The sequence below is a fragment of the Streptomyces sp. NPDC056296 genome, from assembly GCF_042268605.1.
GTDB lineage: Bacteria > Actinomycetota > Actinomycetes > Streptomycetales > Streptomycetaceae > Streptomyces.
This window is the reverse complement of sequence record NZ_JBHJRX010000044.1, coordinates 20,350-43,648: the sequence shown is the minus strand read 5'-3', so window position 1 is coordinate 43,648 and position 23,299 is coordinate 20,350. Positions and strand designations below refer to the sequence as shown.

20 protein-coding genes are annotated in these 23,299 nt (G+C 72.7%); 3 read left to right on the top strand and 17 right to left on the bottom strand.

The window, feature by feature from the left end; genetic code table 11:
• Positions 1–74 precede the first annotated feature (74 nt).
• The 13 genes from ACFCZF_RS28655 to ACFCZF_RS28595 all read right to left on the bottom strand — a co-directional run bounded on the left by ACFCZF_RS28655 (position 75) and on the right by ACFCZF_RS28595 (position 17,253).
• Positions 75–1,559: an alpha/beta hydrolase gene (locus ACFCZF_RS28655; protein WP_376674085.1), complete on the bottom strand. Its 1,485-nt coding sequence runs from the start codon at positions 1,557–1,559 to the stop codon at positions 75–77.
• Positions 1,560–1,629: 70 nt separating this feature from the next.
• Positions 1,630–2,283 (bottom strand): hypothetical protein, encoded by a 654-nt coding sequence (locus ACFCZF_RS28650; RefSeq protein ID WP_376674084.1) that lies wholly within the window; start codon positions 2,281–2,283, stop codon positions 1,630–1,632.
• Positions 2,284–2,465: 182 nt separating this feature from the next.
• Positions 2,466–3,962, bottom strand: a complete 1,497-nt coding sequence (locus ACFCZF_RS28645; protein WP_376674083.1) for an alpha/beta hydrolase family esterase — start codon at positions 3,960–3,962, stop codon at positions 2,466–2,468.
• Between the two features lie 265 nt (positions 3,963–4,227).
• Complete coding sequence (locus ACFCZF_RS28640; protein ID WP_376674082.1) at positions 4,228–4,890, bottom strand: phosphoribosyltransferase; 663 nt, start codon at positions 4,888–4,890, stop codon at positions 4,228–4,230.
• A 99-nt stretch (positions 4,891–4,989) separates the two neighbouring features.
• Positions 4,990–5,655, bottom strand: a complete 666-nt coding sequence (locus ACFCZF_RS28635; protein WP_376674081.1) for a dienelactone hydrolase family protein — start codon at positions 5,653–5,655, stop codon at positions 4,990–4,992.
• Positions 5,656–5,801: 146 nt separating this feature from the next.
• Positions 5,802–8,297, bottom strand: coding sequence for an SWIM zinc finger family protein (locus ACFCZF_RS28630; protein WP_376674080.1), 2,496 nt, complete (start codon positions 8,295–8,297; stop codon positions 5,802–5,804).
• Complete coding sequence (locus ACFCZF_RS28625; RefSeq protein ID WP_376674120.1) at positions 8,294–11,443, bottom strand: SNF2-related protein; 3,150 nt, start codon at positions 11,441–11,443, stop codon at positions 8,294–8,296. Before ACFCZF_RS28625 ends, ACFCZF_RS28630 begins: the two co-directional genes overlap by 4 nt.
• Before the next feature lie 139 nt (positions 11,444–11,582).
• Positions 11,583–12,164 carry a sugar kinase gene (locus tag ACFCZF_RS28620; RefSeq protein WP_375915321.1) on the bottom strand — a complete coding sequence of 194 codons (582 nt, stop codon included), beginning with the start codon at positions 12,162–12,164 and terminating at the stop codon, positions 11,583–11,585.
• Entirely contained in the window at positions 12,161–13,309 is a 1,149-nt protein-coding gene (locus tag ACFCZF_RS28615; protein ID WP_376674079.1) for an ROK family glucokinase, read from the bottom strand. The genes ACFCZF_RS28620 and ACFCZF_RS28615 overlap by 4 nt, the downstream gene beginning before the upstream one ends.
• Before the next feature lie 115 nt (positions 13,310–13,424).
• The gene (locus ACFCZF_RS28610; protein ID WP_376674078.1) at positions 13,425–14,231 is read right to left on the bottom strand and encodes an ATP-binding cassette domain-containing protein; all 807 of its coding nucleotides are present in this window, start codon (positions 14,229–14,231) and stop codon (positions 13,425–13,427) included.
• Positions 14,228–15,271 carry an ABC transporter permease gene (locus ACFCZF_RS28605; protein ID WP_376674077.1) on the bottom strand — a complete coding sequence of 348 codons (1,044 nt, stop codon included), beginning with the start codon at positions 15,269–15,271 and terminating at the stop codon, positions 14,228–14,230. The genes ACFCZF_RS28610 and ACFCZF_RS28605 overlap by 4 nt, the downstream gene beginning before the upstream one ends.
• Complete coding sequence (locus tag ACFCZF_RS28600) at positions 15,268–16,272, bottom strand: sugar ABC transporter substrate-binding protein (RefSeq protein WP_376674076.1); 1,005 nt, start codon at positions 16,270–16,272, stop codon at positions 15,268–15,270. Before ACFCZF_RS28600 ends, ACFCZF_RS28605 begins: the two co-directional genes overlap by 4 nt.
• A 243-nt stretch (positions 16,273–16,515) precedes the next feature.
• Positions 16,516–17,253, bottom strand: coding sequence for a myo-inositol degradation transcriptional regulator (locus ACFCZF_RS28595; protein WP_375915409.1), 738 nt, complete (start codon positions 17,251–17,253; stop codon positions 16,516–16,518).
• A 129-nt stretch (positions 17,254–17,382) separates the two neighbouring features.
• Here ACFCZF_RS28595 and ACFCZF_RS28590 point away from each other — a divergent pair, with 129 nt between their 5' ends.
• Entirely contained in the window at positions 17,383–18,405 is a 1,023-nt protein-coding gene (locus tag ACFCZF_RS28590; RefSeq protein ID WP_376674075.1) for a Gfo/Idh/MocA family oxidoreductase, read from the top strand.
• 241 nt (positions 18,406–18,646) lie between these two features.
• Here ACFCZF_RS28590 and ACFCZF_RS28585 read toward each other — a convergent pair whose 3' ends face one another.
• Both ACFCZF_RS28585 and ACFCZF_RS28580 read right to left on the bottom strand, forming a co-directional pair.
• Positions 18,647–19,327 (bottom strand): response regulator, encoded by a 681-nt coding sequence (locus tag ACFCZF_RS28585; protein ID WP_376674074.1) that lies wholly within the window; start codon positions 19,325–19,327, stop codon positions 18,647–18,649.
• Between the two features lie 212 nt (positions 19,328–19,539).
• A complete protein-coding gene (locus ACFCZF_RS28580; protein ID WP_376674073.1) occupies positions 19,540–20,790 on the bottom strand; it encodes a sensor histidine kinase in 1,251 nt (416 codons plus the stop codon).
• Positions 20,791–20,969: 179 nt separating this feature from the next.
• On the opposite strand from ACFCZF_RS28580, the gene ACFCZF_RS28575 reads away from it, so the two are divergent.
• The gene (locus ACFCZF_RS28575) at positions 20,970–21,170 is read left to right on the top strand and encodes a hypothetical protein (protein ID WP_375915298.1); all 201 of its coding nucleotides are present in this window, start codon (positions 20,970–20,972) and stop codon (positions 21,168–21,170) included.
• 30 nt (positions 21,171–21,200) lie between these two features.
• Here the strand turns inward: ACFCZF_RS28575 and ACFCZF_RS28570 are convergent, their stop codons facing one another.
• Positions 21,201–21,596, bottom strand: a complete 396-nt coding sequence (locus tag ACFCZF_RS28570; RefSeq protein WP_376674072.1) for a ribonuclease domain-containing protein — start codon at positions 21,594–21,596, stop codon at positions 21,201–21,203.
• Positions 21,597–21,682: 86 nt separating this feature from the next.
• Entirely contained in the window at positions 21,683–22,297 is a 615-nt protein-coding gene (locus ACFCZF_RS28565) for a dihydrofolate reductase family protein (RefSeq protein ID WP_376674071.1), read from the bottom strand.
• Between the two features lie 133 nt (positions 22,298–22,430).
• On the opposite strand from ACFCZF_RS28565, the gene ACFCZF_RS28560 reads away from it, so the two are divergent.
• Entirely contained in the window at positions 22,431–23,201 is a 771-nt protein-coding gene (locus ACFCZF_RS28560; RefSeq protein ID WP_376674070.1) for an SDR family NAD(P)-dependent oxidoreductase, read from the top strand.
• The last annotated feature ends 98 nt before the right edge of the window (positions 23,202–23,299 follow it).

The window sequence follows — 23,299 nt, the reverse complement described above, 5'->3', positions numbered from 1 at the left end:
ATTGATGTGCAAATAATCGTTCCGGCGATGCCGCGACGAGAGGGCGGCGGGATCAGGCACTCGCCGCGTTCGGTTCAGTTCGGGTTCGGTTCGGCCGCGCAGGCGATGTCGGTACGCGGGAGTTCCCCGGTGACGAGGAAGTTCGTCGTCATGTCGTTGAGGCAGCGGTTCTTCAGGAAGAGGTAAGCGAGGTGTCCGCCCTGGTCCGCGGTGATCATCCGTGCCCGTTCGCCGAAGGCCCTGCGCAGTTCACGGGCGCCGGACAGCGGCGTCGACGGGTCGCGCAGGTTCTGCACGATCAGCACGTTCGACGGCCCTCGGCTGTTGATCCTCACCGGGGGCTCGGACGGTTCCGTCGGCCAGAACGCACAGGGCCAGATGTTCGCCGCGGCCGCACCGAACATCGGGTGGCGGGAACGGTCGACCTCGACGTTGCGCTGGTACGTGGCGACGGACTCCGGCCAGTCGCGGTCGTTGCAGAACACCGCGAGCTGGCCGGCGACGGCGTTGTCGGCCGACTGCCGGGCGGGCGCCTCGGGCGGTGAGGTCCGCGGGAGGGGCTGCCCGGTCTCGACGGCACGCCAGATCTCGGCCAGTTCGGGCAGCCACTGGTCCAGGTAGAGCTTCTCGAACGTGACCTTGCGGAACCGCTTGCCGTCGAAGCCGTCCGACCTCGGCTCCGCGTCCAGCCGGGCGGCGATCTCGAAGTACTTCGTCCTGATCTCTTCCACCGAGGTGCCGAAACCGTACTCGGGATGCTCGGCGAGGAACTTCGCGAAGTCCGGGAACCTGTCCTCGACGCCCTCCCCGAAGCCGCGGGAGGCCGATGGGGCGCTGCCCTCCGGACCCATCGCACTGTCGAGGACGAACTGGGCGCTGCGGCGCGGGAACAGCGTCGTGTAGACCGAACCGAGGTAGGTGCCGTAGGAGATGCCGAGGTAGGAGATCTTCGGTTCGCCCAGCGCCGCGCGGATCCGGTCCATGTCGCGCGCGGTGTTCGCCGTGCTGATGTGCGGCAGCATCGGCGCTGTCGCCGCGGATCCGCACTTCTCGGCGACCTCGGCCGCGTACTCGGCCCGCTCGGCCACGTCCGCCGAGTCCAGTGCGTACTCCGGGATGTTCGCCGTCGCCGTCGACTCACCCTCCAGGTCGCAGGTCACCGGCGCGCTGTGGCCGACCCCGCGCGGATCGAAGCCGATCACGTCGTAGGTGTCCAGGACGCTCTGCGGCATGCCGTAGTACTTCAGCACCAACGGGTAGTTCAGGCCTGGTTCGCCCGGTCCGCCGGCGTTCGTCAGCAGCACGCCGCGGCGCTTGTGGGGGTTGGGGCCGGCCATACGCGAGATCGCGAGATCGATCTGCTTCCCCTCGGGGTCGCGGTAGTCCAGCGGCACCTTGAGCGTGCCGCACTCCAGTCCCGGCAGTGAGGTGCCGTCCGGGCATGCGCCCCAGCTCACCCGCTCGGGTGACGCGCTCGGCGCCGTTTCAGCGGAGGCCCCCTGCCAGGTGAGCAGCGCCATCATGACGGTGGCGAGGACGGCGACGACGTACTTTCGCATTCGGTGTCCTTATCGGTGTAACAGGAAGCGACGGGGCTGCCTCCGCCCGGACCGGTCCGAGGAAGCCGGGTCAGCCCGCCGCGCCGTCGAGCAGTCGGCTGTAGCGCAGCCGCAGCGCTCGCTCCGTGCTGGCCGTCAGAGTGATGAGCCCGAGCACGGTGTTGCTCCACGCCGCCAGATCGACGGGTGAGGTGAAGGTCCCGACGTGCTGGGAGATGCCCGGCGAAAGGGTGAGCTGCTCGATGAGCTGTGCGAGGAGGAGGAACAGGGCGCCGACGAGCACGATCGACGAGAGGAACCCGACCCCGCGGCTCAGTGCGGGGTGCCTGCGGTCGAAGTGGGCGCGACGCCCTTCGGCCGAGTCACGGTCCGGGACGAGTTGATACTCGGCCCCGTCGGCGGTGACGTAGTGGCAGCGCTTGAGCCCGAACGCGCTCATCCTCACCTCGATGGTGCCGCCCGGGACGGGGAAGGCGGCAGGGAGCCTGGAGCGGGCGTGTTGCCTGTCATCGAGGTACAGGTCGGCTTTGACGTTGCCGGAAGAGTTGTTCTGCCAATGCCTGACGTCGACGGCGTAGATCGTCCGCCGGCCGTCATCGTTCGTCAGCCGGAGATAGAACAGTGCCCGGAAAGTCATCTGCCACCAGCGGAACCGCTTCAGTGCCCGTCCGTCCCCGGGCGTGACCCGCCTCGCGGCCCGTCGACGCCGTGTCTCCTCGAACATGCCTCCCACTCCCTCTGCCTGCCGGCTCTCGCGGTCTGCCACGAGCGCGACGAACAGGAACGAGTCTGTCCGTGCGGCACGGCCGGCACATCATCCCGGCGGCTCGACACGTCTTCGACCACGGGCGAGGTAGTGATGCGACTTTGGTCCAGGTGTGCGGTCGGGACCGTTGGACACTGTGGTCAGGCGGGGCATCCGGGGTCCGCGACCACGTAGTGGCCGGGTGCGGTCTGCTGGAGAGTGCGGGTGGTGAACGTGTTCCACAGGCCCATGGACTGCCCGGAGCCCTGTGCGTAGGTGTACCCGCCGTCCGCGTAGGCCCGTCCGGCGACGGTGTGGGCGTAGTTGCTCGCCGTGTGGCACGTGGGCGTGAACCCGGTGGTGGTCGCGGTGACCGCGGACGAGGCCGGGCCCGCCGCGCCCGCGGAGTCGACGGCGGCCACGGTGTAGCCGTACGCGGTGCCGGTGGTCAGGCCGGTGTCGGTGTAGGTGGTCGACGTGGTGGTTGCCACCTTGGTGCCGTCCCGGAGGACGGCGTACGAGGTCGCTCCGGCGACACCGGTCCAGCTCAGGGAGGCGGTGGAGCCGGTGGTCGCGGTGACGGTCAGCCCCGTGGGGGCGGGCAGCGTACCGGGCTCCTCGCCGCCGCCGTCGCCGTCCAGCCCCCAGAAGAGAGCCGTGTGGTAGCTGGAGCAGATGGTGTCGAGGTAGTAGGTGCCGGCGGTGCCGCACTGCTCGGCGCCGCTGCCGGGGTCGACCGCGAGGCCGTGGGCCATGCCGGAGATCGAGTAGACCTCGACCGCGGGCCGGCCGGAGGCGTCGGCGTAGACGCTTCGCGTGGTGCCCCCGGGGAGGCTCTCGGTGCGGGAGGGAGTCTGGCCCGTGCCCCACACGTCGGTCCACTGGTCGCGCAACTCGGTGGCGTTGGCGGGCCGGACGGTGGTGTCGGCGGTGCCCTGCCAGATCGCCACACGCGGCCAGGAGGTGGTGCCCGCGGGGGCGGCGGAACGCACCAGGTTCCCCCACTGGGCCGGTGTCCTGTCGGGCGGGCTGTACATACAGGTGTAGGCCGCGGTCACGCTGTCGGCGCAGGAAGCGGGCAGTCCGGAGTCGACGGCACCGCCCGCGAAGACGTCGGGGTAGGCGGCGAGCATGTTCGCCGTCATGCCGCCGCCGGCCGACAGGCCCGTGATGAAGACGCGCCCGGGGTCGCTGCCGTACCGCGAGATCGCCTCGTCCACCATCTGCTTGATCGACAGTGCCTCGCCACGCCCGCGGGCGCTGTCGCCCGGCTGGAACCAGTTGAAGCAGGAGTTGGCGTTGTTCGCGCCGCTCGTCTGGGGGAAGACCGCCGCGAAGCCGTAGCGATCGGCGAACTTCGGCCAGCCCGAGTGCGCGTAGTAGTCGTTCGCGCTCTGCGTGCAGCCGTGCAGGGCGACCACGAGCGGCGCGCCGGCGGGCAGGGCGTCGGGCACGTAGGCGTACATGGACAGGTTGCCGGGGTTGCTACCGAACCCGGTGACCGGGGTGAGGCTCGCGGCGGACGCCGGCGGGCCCGCGGCCACGAGCGCGGCGGTCAGGGCGAGGGCGCCGGCCGCGGCGGTGACCCAGCGGCGGACGCCTCCGAGGAGGCGGCGGCGGTTCTGCGGGGCGCGGTGCGGAGGGTGCGGCTGTCCCATGTCGGCTGCCTCCTGGGGGTGGACGCGCTCTCGGAGCGATGCCAGGTGCGTGGTGCGTGGGGCGTGGTGCCTGGTGCCTGGTCATCGATGTGTGCGATGTGTGCGCTGTGTGCGCATCATCCGGCGCCCGTGCCGCTGTTGGCATGGTCGGAACAACCAGGGTGGTCGTGGACCGTGTGTGACGGTGGTCCATGGTCCTGGTTCGGCTCCGGCGTGTATGGGGGACCGTGCTCCGGGCGGTCCTGCGCCGGTGCGGCTCCGTACGTCAGCCGTCGTGCGTCGACGTGCTGAGTTCGCGCAGTGTTCCGGTCACCTCGTCGTCGCTCACCTGCTCGAAGTCCTCGTACCAGAGGCCGACCGCTTGGAAGTCCGACGGCTGGTACAGGCAGACGACGTCGTCGGCCACCGAGCGCATCTCGGCGCAGGACTCGGGAGCGCCGACGGGAACCGCCAGGAGCAAACGTGCGGGGGCCAGGCGGCGCAGGTGCCGCAGGGCGGCGCGGGCGGTGGCCCCGGTGGCCAGACCGTCGTCGACGAGGATCACGGTCCGGTCCCTGACCTCAGGCGCGGACCGGTCGCCCCGGTAGAGCAGAGCGCGACGGTGCAGTTCGGCGCGCTCGCGTTCCACATCGGGGGCGAGGCGGTTTTCGCTCAGGCCGAGCATCTCCAGGGCCCGTCGGTCGAACAGCGGCGGGTCGTCGCCCACGATCGCACCGATGCCCGCCTCCGGCCGGCCGGGAAGGCCGATCTTGCGTACGACCAGCACGTCCAGCGGGGCATCGAGCGCCCGCGCGACCTGGGCGGCCACGGGGACACCGCCTCGGGGCAGCGCGAGAACGACGGGGTCCGGGAACTCGCCGCCGGACGCCCGTTCCCTCAGCCGGAGGGCGAGTTCCCGGCCGGCCTCTCTGCGGTCGCGGAATCGCATGGCCTGGTGTCCGCCCTTCTCGAGCGAGGTGAAGAGTGTGCGTCCCCTCCGGAGTTTCCTGTCGGACGCCGGTGAAACCGTGGCGGGCCGACCGGCGCCTCAGCCGGAATCGGGCAGGTGGTCACGGAACCAGCCGGCGGCGGCCTCGGTCACCTGCTCCAGGGCGCCGGGTTCCGCGAAGAGGTGCGTGGCGCCCGGTACGACGTGGATCCGGTGGGGCGCCGACAGTTCTTCTGCGGCCTCCCGGTTGAGATCGAGTACCGCCGTGTCGCTGCCACCGACGACGAGCAGGACCGGGGCTGTGACCAGCGGCAGTACGTCGCCGGCCAGGTCCGGCCGCCCTCCCCGCGACACCACGGCGGACACCCGCTTCGGCCGATTCGCGGCCGCCGCCAGCGCGGCCGCCGCTCCCGTACTCGCCCCGAACAGGCCCACGGACAGGTCCGCGGTGTCCGGGCGCCGCTGCAGCCAGTCGACGGCGTCCGTCAGGCGCCGGGTCAGTAGGGCGATGTCGAAGCGGTGCCGGGCCGTGGCGGCGTCCTCGCGCTCCTCGTCCTCGGTCAGCAGGTCCAGCAGCAGCGTGCCGAACCCGGCCCGGTGCAGACCGGCGGCGACCGCGCGGTTGCGCGGGCTGAGGCGTGAGCTGCCGCTGCCGTGTGCGAACAGAACCACCCCCCGCGCCCCGGCGGGAAGCGTCAGGTCGCCGTCCAGGCTCGCGTCTCCCGAGGGGACCTTCGCGGTTTGCGAGACGGTCTGCGAGACCATGAGCACTCATCTCCCCTGAGCTGTGCGGAGTCCGGAACCGTGCGTGATCCGGAGCCCGGGGTGTGGGCGCCGGGTCCGGGATCCGGAGTCCGGGTACCCGCTTGGGCCGCCGGCTCTACAGGCAGGTGGTGGCGGTGGGCCGTCGGTCAGAGGTCGCCGGGGCCGCCCAGGCCCGTCAGGGCGCCGACCGGGTCGAGGTCGGGGGTGCCGCGCGGCCACCAGTCGTCGCGGCCGGGTTCCGACTCGTAGGCGTACCAGAGCCCTGCCCGGCCGAGTCTGAGCTGGACGTGGCCTTGGGGGTGGGTGAGGCGGTTGCGCCAGGGGCGGAAGGCGGGGAGGTCGGCGGCGAGCAGCAGCGGCCGGGCTCGGTCGAAGCGGCCGGCCGGCGGGTCCCAGGGCTCCTCCAGGACATCGAGGCCCTCCGGTCCGCCCTGGCGCCAGGCGGCCACGGCACGCGCCAGCTCCGCCGTATCGCGGTCGGCGGCCTTCGCGAGGGACGCGTAGAGCGCTCGGGTGCCGACGGTGAGGCCGGAACCGGGGCGGGCCGCGGCGAGGCGGACGGCGTCCTGCCACAGCGTCAGCCCGCCGACCGGGTCGCGGCCCGTGGTGAGCAGGGCGTGGGCGCGGGCGGCGGCGTCGGTGGCCAGCTGGTCCAGCGCGAAGGGGTCGGGGCCGCCCGGTGCCGCCGGGTAGGCCGGGGGCTGTTCGGGGTGCGGGGGCGGGGGCAGCGGCGCCGGGAGGGGCGGCAGGGCGCGCGCCGTCAGTGCCGCGGCGGCCCGGACACCGGGCAGGGGCGCCGGTCCCCGATCCTGGGCGGCGCGGGCCGCGCGGGCCGCGTTCAGCCGGGACAGGGCGTCGAGCAGTTCACGTTCGCCCCGACCGCGCAGCAGGAGCAGGACGAAGGGGTCGGCGTCGAGCAGACGTGCCGTCTGGTAGCAGAGGGCGGCGGCGTGCTTGCAGGGGTGCCCGGAATCGGGGCAACTGCACTGCGGGGCGAGGTCGCCGGGGCCGGGGAGCAGGGGGACACCGCAGTCGGCCAGGGAGTGGGGCAGCTCCTTGTCGAGGAGCGCGGCGATGTGGCCGGGGCGCTCGACGGCCGCGTCCAGGAACCGCTCCCAGTCGGCGTCGTCGAGCGTGCGCAGCCGCATCTGCACCCGGTACGGCCGGGGCCGGCTGCCCTGCACATAGGCGAGGACCAGGCCGGGCGTCACGGTGATGGCGTCGACGTGTCCCCGCTCGGCGTACCCGCGCCCGCGCGCCAGCCTCGCGGTGTCCAGGGCGCCCTCCTCCAACGCGGTCACCCACGCGTTTCCCCACCAGGTCCCGGCGAGGCTCCCGTCCGCCGCTGTGCGGGGCGGGAGGGCGGGGAAGGTACGACGGAGTTCGCCGTCCCGGCCCGGCGCGGCCATCGAGCGGGGGGTGCGAGGGTTCGCGGGCGGTGGGGTGAACGTCCGGCCGTGCGCCACCGGATGCGGAGCCCGGGCCGGCGCCGCCGGGGCACGCCCGGGCCGCGATGCCGCCTGCTGCCGTGGAGGCGGTGGCTCGTACGACCACGCGGACGGAAGCCACGGTTCACCGGCGGCAGGCGTCGGGCTCTCGGCGGGGCTCTCTGAGCGCGCCGCGCGAGACGACGTGGGAGTGGGCTCGGAGGCGGGCTCGGAGCCGGGCTCGGAGCCGGGCTCGGAGCCGGGCTCGGAGCCGGGCGCGGAGGCGGGCTCGGAGCCGGGCGCGGAGCCGGGCGCGGAGCCGGGCGCGGAGGCGGGCGCGGAGCCGGGCGCGGAGGCGGGCTCGTCCGGGGTCAGGGCCTCCCCGTCGGGGTCCGCCTCCGGGGGGAGACGGAACGCGTCCGCTGCGAAGTCCCGTACGGCACGTGCGCGGGCGTCGGCGGTGCGCGAACCGCCGCGCCCCTGCGGACTACGGGCCGGGCGGGACAGCCGCCGCGTGCCCTCCGCCCCCTTGGTCGCGGTGTCCGCCGTCGCCTGCCGCCGAGCCGCCCGCAACGCCTCACGCGCCACATCCCCCGGCCGGCTGTCGCGCGCGTCCGCGGAGCCGGGGCGTGCCGCGGGGGCCGCATCGGAGGGAGGGAGCGTCGGAGCAGAGGCGGCCGCGTCACCGGGAAGGGGCGCCGGGTCGGAGGCAGGGGCCACGGCATCGTCGGAGTGATCCGCCGAGGTAGCGGCTGTTGTTCCGTCAGAAGCAGTGGGCCGCCCAGCGGAGCGAGTCGCTTCTTCGGGCCGGTTGGCTTCTTCCCCCGTCGCGCCGCCCGCGGTCCGCGCGCTGCGCAGCGCCGCGCGTGCGACGTCCCCGGGGCGGGGCCGTCCGGTGTGCTCTTCCGGCTGCCGATCCCGGCCCCAGCCATGGTCTCGGTCAGGGTGCTGGTCCTGCCGATGCTGGTCCTGGTCCTGGTCCTGGTCCTGGTCCTGGTCCTGGTCCTGGTCCTGGTCCTGGTCCTGGTCCTGGTGCTGGTGCTGGTGCTGGTGCTGGTGCTGGTCATGACCTTGCGCCTGTGCCGGCTCGCGTTCGGGGGCGTCCGCTCCGGCCTCGGCTTCGGCTTCGGCCTCGACGGTGGGGCCCGGCGTCTCGTCTCGCTCGCGTGCCTCGCGCAGGGCGCGGCGGGCCTCGTCGGCGGGCCGGGGGGTCATGACGGCCTCCGCAGGGACACCAGGTCGGACAGTTCGCGGGCCGTCAGTTCGGTCAGGGCCGCCTCGCCGGAGCCGAGGACCGCGTCGGCCAGGGCACGCTTGGACTGGAGCATCTCAGCGATGCGATCCTCGACCGTGCCCTCGGTGATGAGGCGGTGGACCTGTACCGGCTGGGTCTGGCCGATGCGGTAGGCGCGGTCGGTGGCCTGCTCCTCGACCGCCGGATTCCACCAGCGGTCGAAGTGCACGACGTGGCCCGCGCGGGTGAGGTTCAGACCGGTGCCGGCGGCCTTCAAGGAGAGGACGAGGACCGGAGTGGCCCCGCTCTGGAAGCGGTCCACCATGTGCTCGCGCTCAGGGACCGGCGTACCGCCGTGCAGCAGGTCGACCGGGATCGCGCGGGCGATCAGGTGGGAGGTGATGAGGCGGGCCATGCCGACGTACTGCGTGAAGACGATCGCCGAACCGTCCTCCGCGAGGACCGTGTCCAACAGCTCGTCCAGCAGGGCGAGTTTGCCGGAGCGAGCGGTCAGTCGCTCCGCTCCGCCCGGCGGGTGTTCCTCCTTGAGGAACAGTGCCGGGTGGTCGCAGATCTGCTTCAGCGAGGTCAGGAGCTTGAGCACCAGACCCCGGCGGCCCATGCCCTCGGCGGACTCGATGGCGAGCATCGACTCGCGCACCACCGCCTCGTACAGCGCGGCCTGTTCGCGGGTGAGCGGGACGGGGTGGTCCGTCTCGGTCTTCGGCGGCAGCTCCGGGACGATGCCCGGGTCGGATTTCTTGCGGCGCAGCAGGAAGGGGCGGATGAGACCGGCGAGGCGCTCCACCGCCTCCTCGTCCTCGCCGTTCTCCACCGCGCGCGCGTGCCGGGCGCGGAAGGACTTCAAGGGGCCGAGGAGCCCGGGGGTGGTCCAGTCGAGCAGCGCCCACAGCTCGGAGAGGTTGTTCTCCACCGGTGTGCCGGTCAGCGCCACGCGCGCGGGGGACGGGATCGTGCGCAGGGCTTTCGCCGTCGCCGAGAACGGGTTCTTGACGTGCTGCGCCTCGTCCGCGACGACCATGCCCCAGGGCCGCTCGGCCAGTGTCGCCGCGGCGGACCGCATCGTGCCGTACGTGGTGAGGACGAAGCCGCCGGTCAGGTCGTCCAGGGTGCGGTCGGGGCCGTGGAAGCGGCGGACGGGGACGTCGGGCGCGAAGCGGGTGATCTCCCGCTGCCAATTGCCCAGCAGCGAGGCCGGGCAGACCACCAGGGTCGGTTCGGTGCGGGCCCGCTTGAGGTGCAGGGCGATGACGGTGACCGTCTTGCCGAGGCCCATGTCGTCGGCGAGGCAGCCGCCGAGGCCGAGGGAGGTCATGAGGTCGAGCCAGGCCAGGCCGCGCAGCTGGTAGTCGCGGAGGGTGGCGTGCAGGCCGGGCGGCGGTTCGGCGGGGCGTACACCGGCCGTGAGCCGGTCTCGCAGGGCGGCCAGCGCGCCGACCGGCACCACCTCGACCGTCTCGCCGTCGGCCTCCGCGGTGCCGGTCAGGGCGACGGACAGGGCGTCGACCGGGTCGAGCAGGCCGAGGTCGCGCTTGCGGGCGCGGCGGACCAGGGCAGGATCGACCAGCACCCACTGGTCGCGCAGCCGGACGACCGGACGGTGGGCCTCGGCGAGGGTGTCCATCTCGGCCTCGGTGAGCGGGTCGCCGCCGATCGCCAACTGCCAGCGGAACTGGAGGAGATCCTCACTCTCGAAGAAGCCGGTGCCGTCGGTCGCGGAGCCGGGCGCGGGCCGGACCACCGCGGTCGCGGTGAGATCCTGGGCGAGGTCGCGGGGCCAGTGCACGGCGACCCCGGCGGCGGCGAGCCGGCCGGCCGCCACGCCCAGCAGGTCGATGACCTCCTCCTCGGACAGGCTGAGGACGTCGGGTACGTCCTGCTCGGTGAGCCGGTCGAAGGGCGGCCAGACCCGCGCCGCGCGCCGCACCGCGAGGGCGGCGTCCACGCGCGCGCGGGGACCGAACGCCGCGTCGGCCGCTCCGGACCACAGGTCCGCCGCGTCGGCCACGAGGGTGGGGTCGGCGAGGCTGTGCACCTGGACGATCGCCGCCCCCGCGCTGCGCGCGCCCCCATTGCCGTCGTCCCCGTCGAACAGGTCGTACGCCGACAGATCCAGGCGGAGCGAGATGCGCACGCCCGCGTCCATGCCGGCGGCGACCTCCGCGGCCCAGTCGTGGGCGTCGGGCAGGCGCTGGGCCCCGCGTGCGGCGAAGGGGCGGCCCGAGGCGTGGGGCGCGGCCGGGGTGCGGGGCAGGGTGTCGGCGACCGCGTCCAGGAAGGCACGGAGGAGTGCTTCCGGTTCCGGCAGCCGGATCGGGCCGGGGCCGTCCAGCGGGACCGCGTGGCCCTCCGGGGGCAGCGCGGCGGCCACCGCCCGCAGGTGCGCGACGTCGTCGGGGTCCAGCGGGCCGGCCCGCCAGGCGTCGTGTCCGGTCGCCGTCAGGCCGGGCAGGAACCGGCCGCGCGCGGCGAGCCGCAGGGCGTGCAGGGCCGCGGCGCCCCAGCAGGCGGTGGCCGGGTGGGCTGCCGGGTCGTGCCGGGCGCGCACCAGCAGAGGCAGCGCCTCGCCGAGCGGGAGCGAAAACGCGGGCGTCGTCCGGCGTCGCACTCCGGCGCCGTGCCGCCGTACGACGGTGAGGTCCGTGGGCCCGGCGGGCCGGGCACCGTGTCCGGGAGACGAGGCCGCAGACCCACCGTCCCCGGGAGACGAGGCCGCAGACCCGCCGTCCCCGCGAGGGGAGGCCCCAGGCCCGCCGTCCCCGGGAGACGAGGCGGCAGACCCACCGTCCCGGTGAGGGGAGGCCGCAGCAGCCCCGCCGTTCGATGACGCGGCGGCAGCCTCGTCCTCGGGAGTCGCGACGGCAGCGGACCAGCCAGCGGAAGGCGGCCCGGCGTCTGCAACCCCGTCTTCCGGCGTCGCGGCTGCAACCCCGTACTCGGGAAAGGCGGTGGCCACGGCCCCGTCCTCGGGGTCCCAGAAGGCGATTCGCCCGTCGCGCGGGAGAGGTGCGGGCAGGAAGACGGCCGCGAGCCGGACGGGGACGGACGGAGTGGTGCCCTCCGGCTGCGTCGCCGCTTCCCACTCCCCTGCTCGCCCGGCGGCCATCGTGCCCGCCACGGCCATGTCGCTCATACGTCCTGTCACCTCCCGCCCGTGTGCCGGATCAGATGTCTTCGACTCTACGGGCGGGGTCTGACAATCGGCCCCGGCGCCCTGCCGGGGCCCGGTCGGCGCACGTGCGTGGTCAGGGAACCGTGCGCGAGACGACGTACACCATCGGATAGTCCGGGTCGTCCATGTTCACCACGACGTCCTGGGTGGGCGCCGGGTTCCGCTGCTCGTTGACGAGGCCGTACCAGGAGCCGGACCCGCCGAACTCCCAGCCGGTGACCCGCTGGGCGCGGTCGCTGATGGCGATCTTGTCGCTCTCCAGTGCGTCCCGGTCGACGCCCAGCCCCGCCAGGAAGGCGTCCAGGCCGGCGCCGGTGGTCTCGAACTGGACGTAGAGGCGACTGGTCTTCCAGTTGTTCGTCTCGTAGTAGGCGACCTCTTCGGACGGGACCGGGACGGGCACCTCGTAGACGCGGCGCTGCAGTTTGGACGGCCAGCCCTCGGTCATGCCGGTCGCCGCGTACTTCGCCTCCTTCTCCCGGCCGCTGTCGCGGCTCTGGTTGGCGGAGATCATGAGGTAGCCGGCCGGGATGCCGATGAGCAGCACGATGATGAGCAGGGTGAGCGACCGGCGGCGGATCATGTGCCGGCGGTCCTCCGCCGGGGGCCGGGGCTCGTCCGGGGGCCCGGCCTGGTGGGGCAGGGAATCCGTCACAGCGACTCCCGGGGCGTGCGGCGGGCCTCCGCGTACCGCTCGTAGCGCTCGTACCGCTCCACCCGGCGCCGTTTGGCGCGGCGGAATCTGCGGGCGACCAGCCGGGACAGGTCGGCGGCGCCCACCATCCCGGCCTCGGGGCCGAGCTGCGCGCGGACGATGCGGGCCTCGGGGCGGTAGCCGCGGCCGGTGAGCTGGCGCTTGAAGGCGTCGCGCGCGGGGCCGATCAGCAGGTCGTCGGCCGCGCTGACCCCGCCGCCGATCACGAAGCAGGACGGGTCGAGGGCCGCGGCGAGGTTCGCGATGCCGACGCCGAGCCACTGCCCGATGTCCTGGAGCAGCTCGACGCACATGGCGTCGCCGTCGCGGGCCAGCTCGGTGATCATCGGGCCGGTGATGTCGCCGATGCTGCCCTTGACGTGCTCGATGATCCCGTACGCCACCGGCGAGTCGGCGGCGGCCAGCTCGCGGGCCTCCCTGACCAGGGCGTTGCCGGAGCTGTACTGCTCCCAGCAGCCGCGGTTGCCGCACGGGCAGCGGTGGCCGCCGGGGACCACCTGCATGTGGCCGAACTCTCCGGCGACCCCGTACTTGCCGCGCTTGACCTGCCCGTCCTCCAGGATCGCGCCGCCGATGCCGGTGCCGAGCGTGATCATGACCAGGTGGTCCTCGCCACGGCCGGCACCGAAGCGCCACTCGGCCCAGGCGGCGGTGTTGGCGTCGTTGTCCACCAGGACGGGCACGGCGAGTCGGCCGGCGATGCGGTCGCGCAGCGGTTCGTTGCGCCAGGACAGGTGGGGGGCGAACAGCACGCGGTTGCGGTCGGCGTCGACCCAGCCGGCCGCGCCGATGCCGACGGCGTGCACGTCGTGCCGGTCGGAGAGGTCCAGCACCAGTTCGACGATGGTGTCCTCGACGACCTTGGGGCTCTTGGACTTGTCCGGGGTCTCCGTGCGGAGCTTCTCCAGGATGTTGCCGTCGGCGTCGACGACACCCGCCATGACTTTCGTGCCGCCGATGTCGATGCCGACCGTCGGCACCCGGGGTGCCGTGAGGTGCGAGCGGCGTTCCCTCGTGCCCACGGTGCGCAGGACCGGGGCGCGGCGGGAGCCGATGGGGGCGGTGAAGTCGCGGTAGGTGCTCATCGGGTGCGATTGTGCCGCACGCGTGTGCCGGGTGCCGAATGGGACAGGGGGTGGGTGGAGCGGTTCATTGCCGGGTGCGGGTGCATCGTGGTTGATCGCGCAGTTCCCCGCGCCCCTAGCGGCGTTCGAGTTCGTGGCGTAGATCGTCCAGCTCCGTACCACCGGCCATCTGCTGGGTCAGCTCGTCCAACGTGACCTCGTCACGCAACTGATTGGCCACCATCGTTCCGCGCTTCAGCAGGACGAATCTGTCTCCCACCAGGTACGCGTGGTGCGGGTTGTGGGTGATCAGTACGACGCCCAGGCCCTGGTCCCGTGCCGCAGCCACGTACTTCAGGACCACGCCCGACTGCTTCACGCCCAGTGCCGCCGTCGGCTCGTCCAGTACCAGGACCTTGGCGCCGAAGTGCACCGCGCGGGCGATCGCCACGCACTGGCGTTCGCCGCCGGAGAGGGTGCCGATGGGCTGATCGACGTCGCGCAGGTCGATGCCCATGCGCAGGAGCTCCGCGTGGGTGGTGCGGCGCATGTGGTCGACGTCCATGCGCTTGAAGGGGGCGACGCCCTTGCGCGGCTCGGAGCCCAGGAAGAAGTTGCGCCAGACCGGCATGAGGGGGACGACGGCCAGGTCCTGGTAGACGGTGGCGATGCCGCGGTCCAGGGCCTCGCGCGGGGAGGAGAGGCGGGTCTCCTCGCCGTCGAGGCTCAGGGTGCCGCCGTCGTGCCGGTGCAGGCCGGCGATGATCTTGATGAGCGTCGACTTGCCGGCGCCGTTGTCGCCGAGCACGCAGGTGATCTCGCCGGCGTGGACCTCCAGGGACACGCCTTCGAGGGCGCGGACGTTGCCGTAGTTCTTGCTGACGTCGGTCAGCTCGACGAGCGCCGTGCGGCTGCGCGGCGTACCGCTTTCGGGCTGCGTCACTTGGTGGCCTCCGCGCGCTTGCGGACCCAGGCGTTGAGCAGGGTCGCGAGGAGCAGCATCGCTCCGAGGAAGAACTTGAACCAGTCGGGGTTCCACTCGGCGAAGACGATGCCCTTGCTGGTCATGCCGAAGATGAACGCGCCGACCGCCGACCCGACGGCGCTGCCGTAGCCGCCGGTGATCAGACAGCCGCCGATGACGGCCGCGATGATGTAGATCAGCTCGTTGCCCACGCCCTCGCCGGACTGGACGACGTCGTAGGAGAAGAGCAGGTGCTGGCCCGAGATCCAGGCGCCGAGGCCGACGCCCATGTAGAGGCCGATCTTGGTCTTGGTGACCGGGACGCCCACCGCGCGGGCGGCGTCCTTGTTGCCGCCGACGGCGAAGATCCAGTTGCCGGCGCGGGTGCGCAGCAGGATCCAGCTGGCGACGGCGACCAGGGCGAGCCACCACAGGATGGTGACCTTGAAACCGACGCCGCCGACGGTGATCGTGGAGGCGAAGACCTCGCGGGCGGAGTCGAAGCCCTCCATGTCGGCGATCGTCTTGGTGGAGACGGTGCCGTCGATGAGCTTGGTGAAGCCCAGGTTCAGGCCGGTCAGCATGAGGAAGGTGCCCAGCGTGATGATGAAGCTGGGCAGCTTGGTGCGGGTGAGCATGAAGCCGTTGAAGGCGCCGATCGCCAGGGTGACCAGCAGGGAGACGCCGACGCCGACCCAGACGTTGGCGGTCATCTGATAGCTGAACATCGACGACACCAGGGCCGACGAGGTGACCATGACGCCCGCGGACAGGTCGAACTCGCCGCCGATCATCAGCAGCGCCACCGGGACGGCCATGATGCCGATCGTGGAGGCGGCGTAGAGGACCGTGCTGAGGCTGGTCGCGCGCAGGAAGCTGTCGGCGAAGAACGCGAAGAAGACGAAGACGGCGATCGCGCCGACCACGGAGCCCAGCTCGGGACGGCCCAGGAGTTTCCGCAGCGGAGAGGTCTGCAGAATCCTTTCGTCAGCGGTCGCCACATCCGTGCCCGCGCTCATCGGGTGCCCCGCCTGGTGTAATCGGCCAGCTCGGCGGCGTCGTCCTTGGTGATGATCTGCGGACCGGTGAGCACCGGCCGGCCGCCGCCGAGGACGTCGGCGTTGTACTTGTACAGCCACAGCAGGTCGACCGCCTCGTAGCCCTGGAGGTAGGGCTGCTGGTCGACGGCGAAGCCGAGGGTGCCGTCCTCCAGTCCGGCGGCCACCTTGGCGTTGAGGTCGAAGGTGTCGATCTCGGCCTTGCTGCCCGCGCCCTGCTTGGCCTTCACGGCGGTGTCGGCGTAGGGGGCGCCCAGGGTGACCACGGCGTCGACGGCCTTGTCGGTCTGCAGCTTGGCCTCGATGGCGGACTGCACGTCCGGCATGCTGGTGCCGTTGACGTAGAGCCGCTGGACCTTGCCGTCGAAGGTCTTCTCGACGCCGTCGCAGCGCTGCTCGTGGCCGACGTTGCCCTGCTCGTGCAGGACGCAGATCGCCTTCTCGCGCCCGCGCTCGTTCAGCTCCTCGCCGACCGCCTCGCCGGCGATGGTCTCGTCCTGGCCGACGTGGGTGAGGGCGCCGAACTTCTTGGACTCCGCCGAGCCGGAGTTCACGGTGATCACCGGGATGCCGGCCTTCCGCGCGCGGTCCAGGGCGGACTTCATCGCGGTGGGCTTGGCGAGCGTGACGATGATCCCGTCGACCTTCTTGTCGATGGCCGCGTTCACGAGCTGGGCCTGCTGCTGGGCCTCGTCGTCCTGGGAGTACAGGAAGTTGATGTTGTCCTTCACCGCGGCCTGCTCGGCGCCGCTCTGGACGATGTCCCAGAACGAGTCGCCGTCACCCGAGTGCGTGATCATCGCGAAGGTCCAGCGGGGCGTGTTCACCGCCGCCTTTCCCTGGGCCGACGCGGCCTTGCGGGCGTCCTCGGCGCGCTTGCCGCCGGTGCTGCTGCAGCCGGCCAGGGACAGCGACAGTGTCCCTGCCAGCGCGATGCCCACCCATGTCCGAAACCGTGCCACGAGGCCGTGCCCTTCTTGCTGTGCCGTGCTGTGCGTGCCGGGGCTCCGCGGGAACCCCGGCCGGGTTCTCGAAACCCCAAACGCCCCATTGTCCGACATGGCAATCGATCACTCGGCGCCGGGGAGCAGGCGTCGGTCACATTGTCCGGACATTGGCACGAACTCGCACGGCGAGCCGCAGGCGAGCCGCACGGGGACCACACAGCGCCCCCCGGGCCGCCGGTCGGCGCGGGTCGGCGCGGGTCAGGACCGTACGAGTAGCTGGAACTCGAAGGAGTAGCGGGACGGCCGGTAGGTGTGCGTGCCGAACTCGACCGCGCGCCCCGTGTCGTCGAACGTCGTGCGCTCCATGGTGAGCAGGGGGGCGCCCTCGTCCTCGCCGAGCCGCTCGGCCTCGTCGGCGGTGGCGGCGCGGGCGCCGATGGACTGGCGGGCGCTGTGCAGGGTGATCCCGGCGGCGCGCATCAGCCGGTACAGGCCGGTGGCCTCCAGCTGCTCGGTGTCCAGGTCGACGAGACCGGGCGGCAGGTGGTTGCACAGGTACGCCATCGGCTCTCCGTGCGTCAGCCGCAGGCGCTCCACCCGGTGCACGTCGCTCTCCTCGGCGACGCCGAGCGCGGCGGCGACCTCGGCGGTCGCGGGGACGACGGTGTTGACCAGGACCTTCGTGGCCGGGCGCTGGCCCGCCGCCTCCAGGTCGTCGTAGAGACTGCTGAGTTCGAGCGGGCGCTTGACCTTGCTGTGCACGACCTGGGTGCCGACGCCCCGGCGGCGCACCAGCAGGCCCTTGTCGACGAGCGACTGAATGGCCTGGCGGACGGTGGGCCGGGACAGGCCGAGCCGCGCGGCGAGCTCGATCTCGTTGCCCAGCAGGCTGCCGGGGGTCAGCGCGCCGTGCTCGATCGCCGCCTCCAGTTGCTGCGACAGCTGGAAGTACAGCGGCACGGGGCTGCTGCGATCCACGCTGAGGTCCAGCGACACGGTGGGGTCCACTTCTGGTTTCGGCACGGGCCGAGCGTAGCTCCGTGCGCTGTTGACGGGAAGTTGTGTAGTTCGATTGTCCGGACATACGCATTGACAGCGCGCGGGCTGTGAGCCCACTTTGATTCCATGCGCATCGGGGTCATCGGAACGGGCCGCATCGGCACCGTTCACGCCAACACGCTCAGCCGTCATCGCGACGTCGGATCCCTGATCCTCACGGACGCCGACATCGCGCGGGCCCAGGACCTGGCCCACCGGCTGGGCGAGACGGCGGCACCAGGAGTGGACGAGATCTTCCAGTGGGGTGTGGACGCGGTGGTGATCACCACGGCGACGCCGGCCCACGCCGAACTGATCGGTCGGGCAGCACGCTCGGGTTTACCGGTGTTCTGCGAGAAGCCCATCGCGCTGGACCTGCCCGGCACGCTGCAGGCCATCGCCGAGGTGGAAGCCGCCGGGACGATTCTGCAGATGGGGTTCCAACGCCGCTTCGACGCCGGCTACAAGGGGGCCCGCGAGGCGGTACGGTCCGGGCGGCTCGGCCGGCTGCACACCGTCCGGGCGGTGACCAGCGACCAGGCGCCACCGCCGGCCGCGTATCTGCCGCAGTCCGGCGGGCTCTACCGGGACACGCTCATCCACGACTTCGACATCCTGCGCTGGGTGACCGGCCGGGAGATCACCGACGTCTACGCCGCCGGGTCCGACGCCGGGCCGCCGATGTTCCGCGCCGCGGACGACGTGGACACGGGCGCGGCACTCCTCACACTGGACGACGGCACGCTGGCCACGGTGACGGCGACACGGCTGAACGGCGCGGGGTACGACGTGCGCATGGAGCTGGCCGGGGAGCTGGACCAGATCGTCGTCGGCCTGGACGACCGTACGCCGATCGCCTCGACGGAGCCCACCGGACCGCCGGCCGCGGACAAGCCGTGGACCGGCTTCGTGGAGCGGTTCGGCCCCGCCTACGAGGCGGAGCTGACCACGTTCGTGGAGGTTGTGCGCGGCGAGCGGGCCAACCCGTGCGACGGGCGCGAGGCGCTGCAGGCGCTGCGCGTCGCCGAGGCCTGTGAGATCTCACGGCGCGAGCGCAGACCGGTGCGGCTGGCGGAGGTCCCGGGGGCCGAGGCGTCCGTGGCGGGGTGAGCGGGTTCCCCGATGCCCCTTCCCGACAACGCCCGTGCCTCTCGGCAACGCCCGTGCCTCCCGGCTGGGGCCCGTGCCTCCCGGCTAGGGCCCGTCCTCCCGGCTAGGGCCCGTGCCTCCCGGCTAGGGCCCGTCCTCCCGGCTAGGGCCCGTGCCTCCCGGCTAGGGCCCGTCCTCCCGGCTAGGGCCCGTGCCTCCCGGCTAGGGCCCGTGCCTCCCGGCTAGGGCCCGTGCCTCCCGGCTAGGGCCCGTCCTCCCCGTCCTCGTCCAGCAGGCCCGCGTCGTAGACCAGGAGGGCAACCTGGACCCGGTTGTTGAGGTCGAGCTTGGCCAGGATGCGGGAGACGTGGGTCTTGACGGTGGCGACGCTCATGAAGAGTTCCGCCGCGATGGCGGCGTTGGCCATGCCCCGGCCGACCGCGACGGCGACCTCGCGCTCACGGTCGTTGAGGGCGCTGACGCGCGTACGCGCGCGCGTACGCCGGGTGTCGGCGGCGGTACCGGCCGCGTGCTCCATCAGCCGCCGGGTCACGGCGGGCGACAGGACGGGGTCGCCCGCCGCGACCTTGCGCACCGCGTCGAGGATCTCCGCGGGCGGGGTGTCCTTGAGGACGAAGCCGGCGGCGCCCACGCGCAGGGCCCGCAGCACCTGCTCGTCCGCGTGGAAGGTGGTGAGCACGACCACCTGCGGGGCGTCCGGGCGGCCCCGCAGCCGCTCGGTGGCCGTCAGACCGTCCACCACCGGCATCCGGATGTCCATGAGGACGACGTCCGGGCGGGTGCGGTCGACGAGCGCCTCCACCTCGTCGCCGTCGGCGGCCTCGCCGACGATCTCTACGTCGTCGGCGCCGCCCAGCATGAAGGAGAGCCCGGCCCGCACCAGCGGGTCGTCGTCGACGAGGAGCAGTCTGATCGCAGTCATGGCCCTTACGAAATCACGGTTGCCGACAGGCGACTCGGTTCCTTTGGCGACTCGGTTCCTACAGCGACTTCGGGGACTTCAGCGCTTCGACGCCTCCGGCGCCTGCGGGCGGCTCCGACGCTTCCGGGCGGCATCGGCGACTTCGGCGGCTCCGGCGCCTCCGGGCGGCATCGGCGACTTCGGCGGCGGCCGTCCGGGCGCCGACTCCCGGCTCACCCCCACGGCAGCCGTGCCCGTACCTCGAAGCCGCCCTCGGGCGTGGGGCCGTGGTCCAGGGTGCCGCCGGCCAGCGTGGCGCGCTCGGTCAGCCCGATCAGGCCCTGCCCGGAGCCGGGCACGCGTGGCACCTCGCCCTCGGGCGGGGCGTTGCGCACGGACATCGCGAGACCGTCGCCCGGGGCTCCGGTGACGGAGACGGTGACCTCGGTGCCGGGGGCGTGCTTGCGCGCGTTGGTCAGGGCCTCCTGGGCGATGCGGTAGGCGGTGCGGCCGACGGAGGCGGGCACGGCGGCGGGGTCGGTGACACGGCCGGTGAGGGCGACCTTCATGCCGGCCTCCCGGGACTCGGCGACCAGCGCGTCCAGTGCCGCGAGCGTCGGCTGGGGGCGGCCCGCGTCGTCGGACTCCCCGGCCCGCAGGACGCCGATGATCTCCCGCAGGTCCTGGAGAGCCTCGTGCGCGCTCTCGCGGATGACACCGGCGGCCCGCGCCACGTCCTCGCGGGGCGCGTCCGGCCGGAACTCCAGGGCGCCCGCGTGGACGCTGAGCAGCGTCAGCCGGTGCGCGAGGACGTCGTGCATCTCACGGGCGATGGCCTCCCGGGCCAGCCGTTGCGCCTGCTCGGCCCGCAATCGCGCCTCCGTCTCGGCGCGTCGGGCCCGGTCGCGCAGGCTGAGCAGGAGCTGGCGCTTGGACCGGACGAGCAGGCCCCAGCCGACGACCGCGACCGCGAGCAACAGGGCGATGACGATCGACGCCAGGTAGGGCAGGCCGGGTTCCGGGCGCATCAAGTAGTACAGGGGCGTCAGGGCGAGACTCGCGCCACCGGTCCAGGCCACGTACCGGAAGGGCCGGTGTACGGCGAGCGTGAACAGGGAGGCGAGGACGGCGCCTCCCGCGGTGGCCGAGACGAGGGAGACGGGCACCATCGCCACGGCCAGCCCGACCGGCCACCGGCGCCGGAGCCAGACGGCGGCGCAGGCCAGGGCGCCGACCACCTGGTCGGCGACCTCCATGGCCGGTGAGAGGCCCGGTTCCTCCTGGAGTGCGTCGGCCGCCAGCAGACCGATGACGACCGCGAGCAGGAAGCACGCGAAGTCGACGATCCAGTCGCGCGCGGTGCGCCGGGGCCGCCCGCCGGGCCGCCGCGGTTCCGGATACAGGTCCTCGACCAGCGCCGCCGGCAGCACCCAGCGCCGCCTCTCGAAGGCGGGGGGTGTCGTGGCCTGCTTGTCACTGTTCACAGTCGACAAATCTACGCAGCGACGGCAGACGTGACGGCCGGGAGGACGGGATCAGCGACCAAAGTCGCGGGACCGGCGACTTTCGGCGCGCCGGGTCGCTCAGGACGGCGCCTTCCGTCGGGCAGGGCTCGCCCCGCGGCCGATGTGTGTGGGGGGACCGCGGGGCGAGAGTCGGGGACATGAAGGAATTGCTGGAGTTCCTGGGCCTGATGGCCGTGATTCAGGGTGTGGCGGGTTTGGTCCACGAGTTCACCGACTGGAACTGGGGCCTGGTGCAGCGGATCGGTCCCCTCGATGGCTACGAGGTCTACGCGAGTGTCGTGCTGCTCGCTCTCGGCGGCGCGCTGTTCGCCGCCGCCGAGAGTCGGAAGTCGGGGTGAGCCGGGCCCCGGACCCTGTGTCCGCCGCCTTCAGCAGCCGTGGTCGACGAGGTCGAACGAGGCGTAGTGGTCGGCGGTGTAGTAGTCCTCCTGGGCGGCGTCACCGGTGACGATCCGGCGGGCGCCGCGCGTGTCGGAGCCCGGGGTGATCACCGTGTACTCGTGGTAGTAGCCGGTGGACCGGCTGGGCAGGAGGCCCTCCCTGTTCTGGAAGACGGTGCCGTCCTGTTCGAAGGGGTAGGGACCGCCCTGCTCGATCAGGTCCAGCGTGTCGTGCGCCTGTGAGGGCAGGTCGCTGTAGCAGATGTCGCCGACCGCCGCGGGGGCGGCGCCCGCCGTGGTCGCGGAGACGGTGCCGCCCACCAGAAGGGCGGACAGGACTGCGGCTGCTGCGCCGAGCCGAGCGGCGCGTGGGGGGAATCGCATGACCTCATGATGACGCGCGTAGACAGTGGCATGTCAATGACAAGGTCGTGGAGTTTACCGGGAAGTCATATGTGTTTTCGGCGAGTTCACAGCTCGTAGGAGCCGTACTCGGGGCGCCCGGCCAGGTCGTACGACTGGATGGAGACCCCCGCGGCCGTCACCCGCCCGCCGGTGTGCCGGAAGGCCGTCGGCAGGGCGCCCTCCGCGAAGAGGCGGCGTCCGGCGCCGAGCACCACGGGGAAGGTCAGCAGGTGGACGGTGTCGACGAGGTCGAGCGCCAGCAGCGAATCCGCGAGAGCTCCGCTGCCGTGCACCTGGAGCTCTCCGTCGGTGCGCTCCTTCAGCGCGGTGACCTCCTTGGCCAGGTCGCCGCCGAGCACGGTGGTGCCCGCCCAGCCGGGGTCGGTGAGGGTGGTGGAGGCGACGTACTTCGGCAGACCGTTCAGCTTGGACGCGACGGGGTCGGCCGGGTCGGTCATCTTCGGCCAGTACGAGGCGAAGATGTCGTACGTGCGACGGCCGAGGAGGAACGCTCCGACGCGGCCGAAGACCTCGTCGACGAACCGGCCGAAGTCCTCGTCGCCGTACGGGACGCTCCAGCCGCCCTGCTCGAAGCCGTCGCGGGTGTCCTCCCGGGGCCCGCCGGGGGCCTGATAGACGCCGTCGAGGGTGATGAACGTGGTGAGTACGAGCTTGCCCATGAGGGGTGCCTGCTTTCCGGTGCCGTGGTTTCGCTGTCCATGGATCAGACTCCGCCGGCGCCCGCGACTCATCGGTCAGGTCGACGTCCGTTCGCCGCCAGCGTGCGGGGGCCCGGCCCGGTGGGATGGACCCATGAACACGAACACGGACACACTTACTCACTTCTCGGCACCCCTGACCGGCCGCACCGCCCTGGTGACGGGCGGCAGTCGCGGTATCGGCGCGGCGACCGCGCTGCGGCTGGCGAGGGAAGGCGCCGATGTGGCCCTCACCTACGTGAACGGCAAGGACGCGGCCGAGGACGTCGTACGGGCCGTCGAGGCGCTGGGGCGACGGGCGGTGGCCCTGCGGGCGGACTCCGCCGACGCCGACGAGGCGGCCGGTGTGGTGGAGCGGGCGGCGCGGGCGCTCGGCGGACGCCTCGACGTGCTGGTCAACAACGTGGGCCTGGGCCTGCTCGGCCCGCTGGAGGACCTGTCGCTCGCCGACGTCGACCGGCTGCTGGCCGTGAACGTCCGCGGAGTCTTCCTGACCTCGCAGGCGGCCGCGTCCCACATGTCCGAGGGCGGCCGGATCATCACGGTCGGCACCTGCATGACCCAGCGGGTGCCCGGACCGGGCGGGACGCTCTACGCGACGAGCAAGTCGGCGCTGATCGGGCTGACCAAGGCCCTGGCCAGGGAGCTGGGCCCGCGAGAGATCACGGCGAACATCGTCCACCCCGGGCCGATCGACACCGACATGAACCCGGCGGACGGTCCCTACGCGGACGGGCAGGCTGCCCTGACGGCGCTGGGCCGCTTCGGCACGGCGGACGAGGTCGCGTCGACGGTGGCGTACCTGGCGGCTGCCTCGTACGTCACGGGCGCGGAGTTCGCCGTGGACGGCGGGCACGCGGCGTAAGCGGCGGAACCGCTGCGGGGACGGCACCGGCGTGGGTGACGCGCTCGCCGGCGAACACAGACGCGGGGCGCACCGGTGCTGTTCCGCCGGTGCGCCCC

Bases quoted from the DNA above. Each gene is read 5' to 3' on its own strand.
- ACFCZF_RS28625 (WP_376674120.1), bottom strand. From the start codon at position 11,443: ATGGCCGCCGGGCGAGCAGGGGAGTGGGAAGCGGCGACGCAGCCGGAG.
- ACFCZF_RS28640 (WP_376674082.1), bottom strand. From the start codon at position 4,890: ATGCGATTCCGCGACCGCAGAGAGGCCGGCCGGGAACTCGCCCTCCGG.
- ACFCZF_RS28575 (WP_375915298.1), top strand. From the start codon at position 20,970: ATGAAGGAATTGCTGGAGTTCCTGGGCCTGATGGCCGTGATTCAGGGT.
- ACFCZF_RS28560 (WP_376674070.1), top strand. From the start codon at position 22,431: ATGAACACGAACACGGACACACTTACTCACTTCTCGGCACCCCTGACC.
- ACFCZF_RS28645 (WP_376674083.1), bottom strand. From the start codon at position 3,962: ATGGGACAGCCGCACCCTCCGCACCGCGCCCCGCAGAACCGCCGCCGC.
- ACFCZF_RS28650 (WP_376674084.1), bottom strand. From the start codon at position 2,283: ATGTTCGAGGAGACACGGCGTCGACGGGCCGCGAGGCGGGTCACGCCC.
- ACFCZF_RS28605 (WP_376674077.1), bottom strand. From the start codon at position 15,271: ATGAGCGCGGGCACGGATGTGGCGACCGCTGACGAAAGGATTCTGCAG.
- ACFCZF_RS28615 (WP_376674079.1), bottom strand. From the start codon at position 13,309: ATGAGCACCTACCGCGACTTCACCGCCCCCATCGGCTCCCGCCGCGCC.
- ACFCZF_RS28565 (WP_376674071.1), bottom strand. From the start codon at position 22,297: ATGGGCAAGCTCGTACTCACCACGTTCATCACCCTCGACGGCGTCTAT.
- ACFCZF_RS28635 (WP_376674081.1), bottom strand. From the start codon at position 5,655: ATGGTCTCGCAGACCGTCTCGCAAACCGCGAAGGTCCCCTCGGGAGAC.
- ACFCZF_RS28630 (WP_376674080.1), bottom strand. From the start codon at position 8,297: ATGACCCCCCGGCCCGCCGACGAGGCCCGCCGCGCCCTGCGCGAGGCA.
- ACFCZF_RS28585 (WP_376674074.1), bottom strand. From the start codon at position 19,327: ATGACTGCGATCAGACTGCTCCTCGTCGACGACGACCCGCTGGTGCGG.
- ACFCZF_RS28655 (WP_376674085.1), bottom strand. From the start codon at position 1,559: ATGCGAAAGTACGTCGTCGCCGTCCTCGCCACCGTCATGATGGCGCTG.
- ACFCZF_RS28570 (WP_376674072.1), bottom strand. From the start codon at position 21,596: ATGCGATTCCCCCCACGCGCCGCTCGGCTCGGCGCAGCAGCCGCAGTC.
- ACFCZF_RS28590 (WP_376674075.1), top strand. From the start codon at position 17,383: ATGCGCATCGGGGTCATCGGAACGGGCCGCATCGGCACCGTTCACGCC.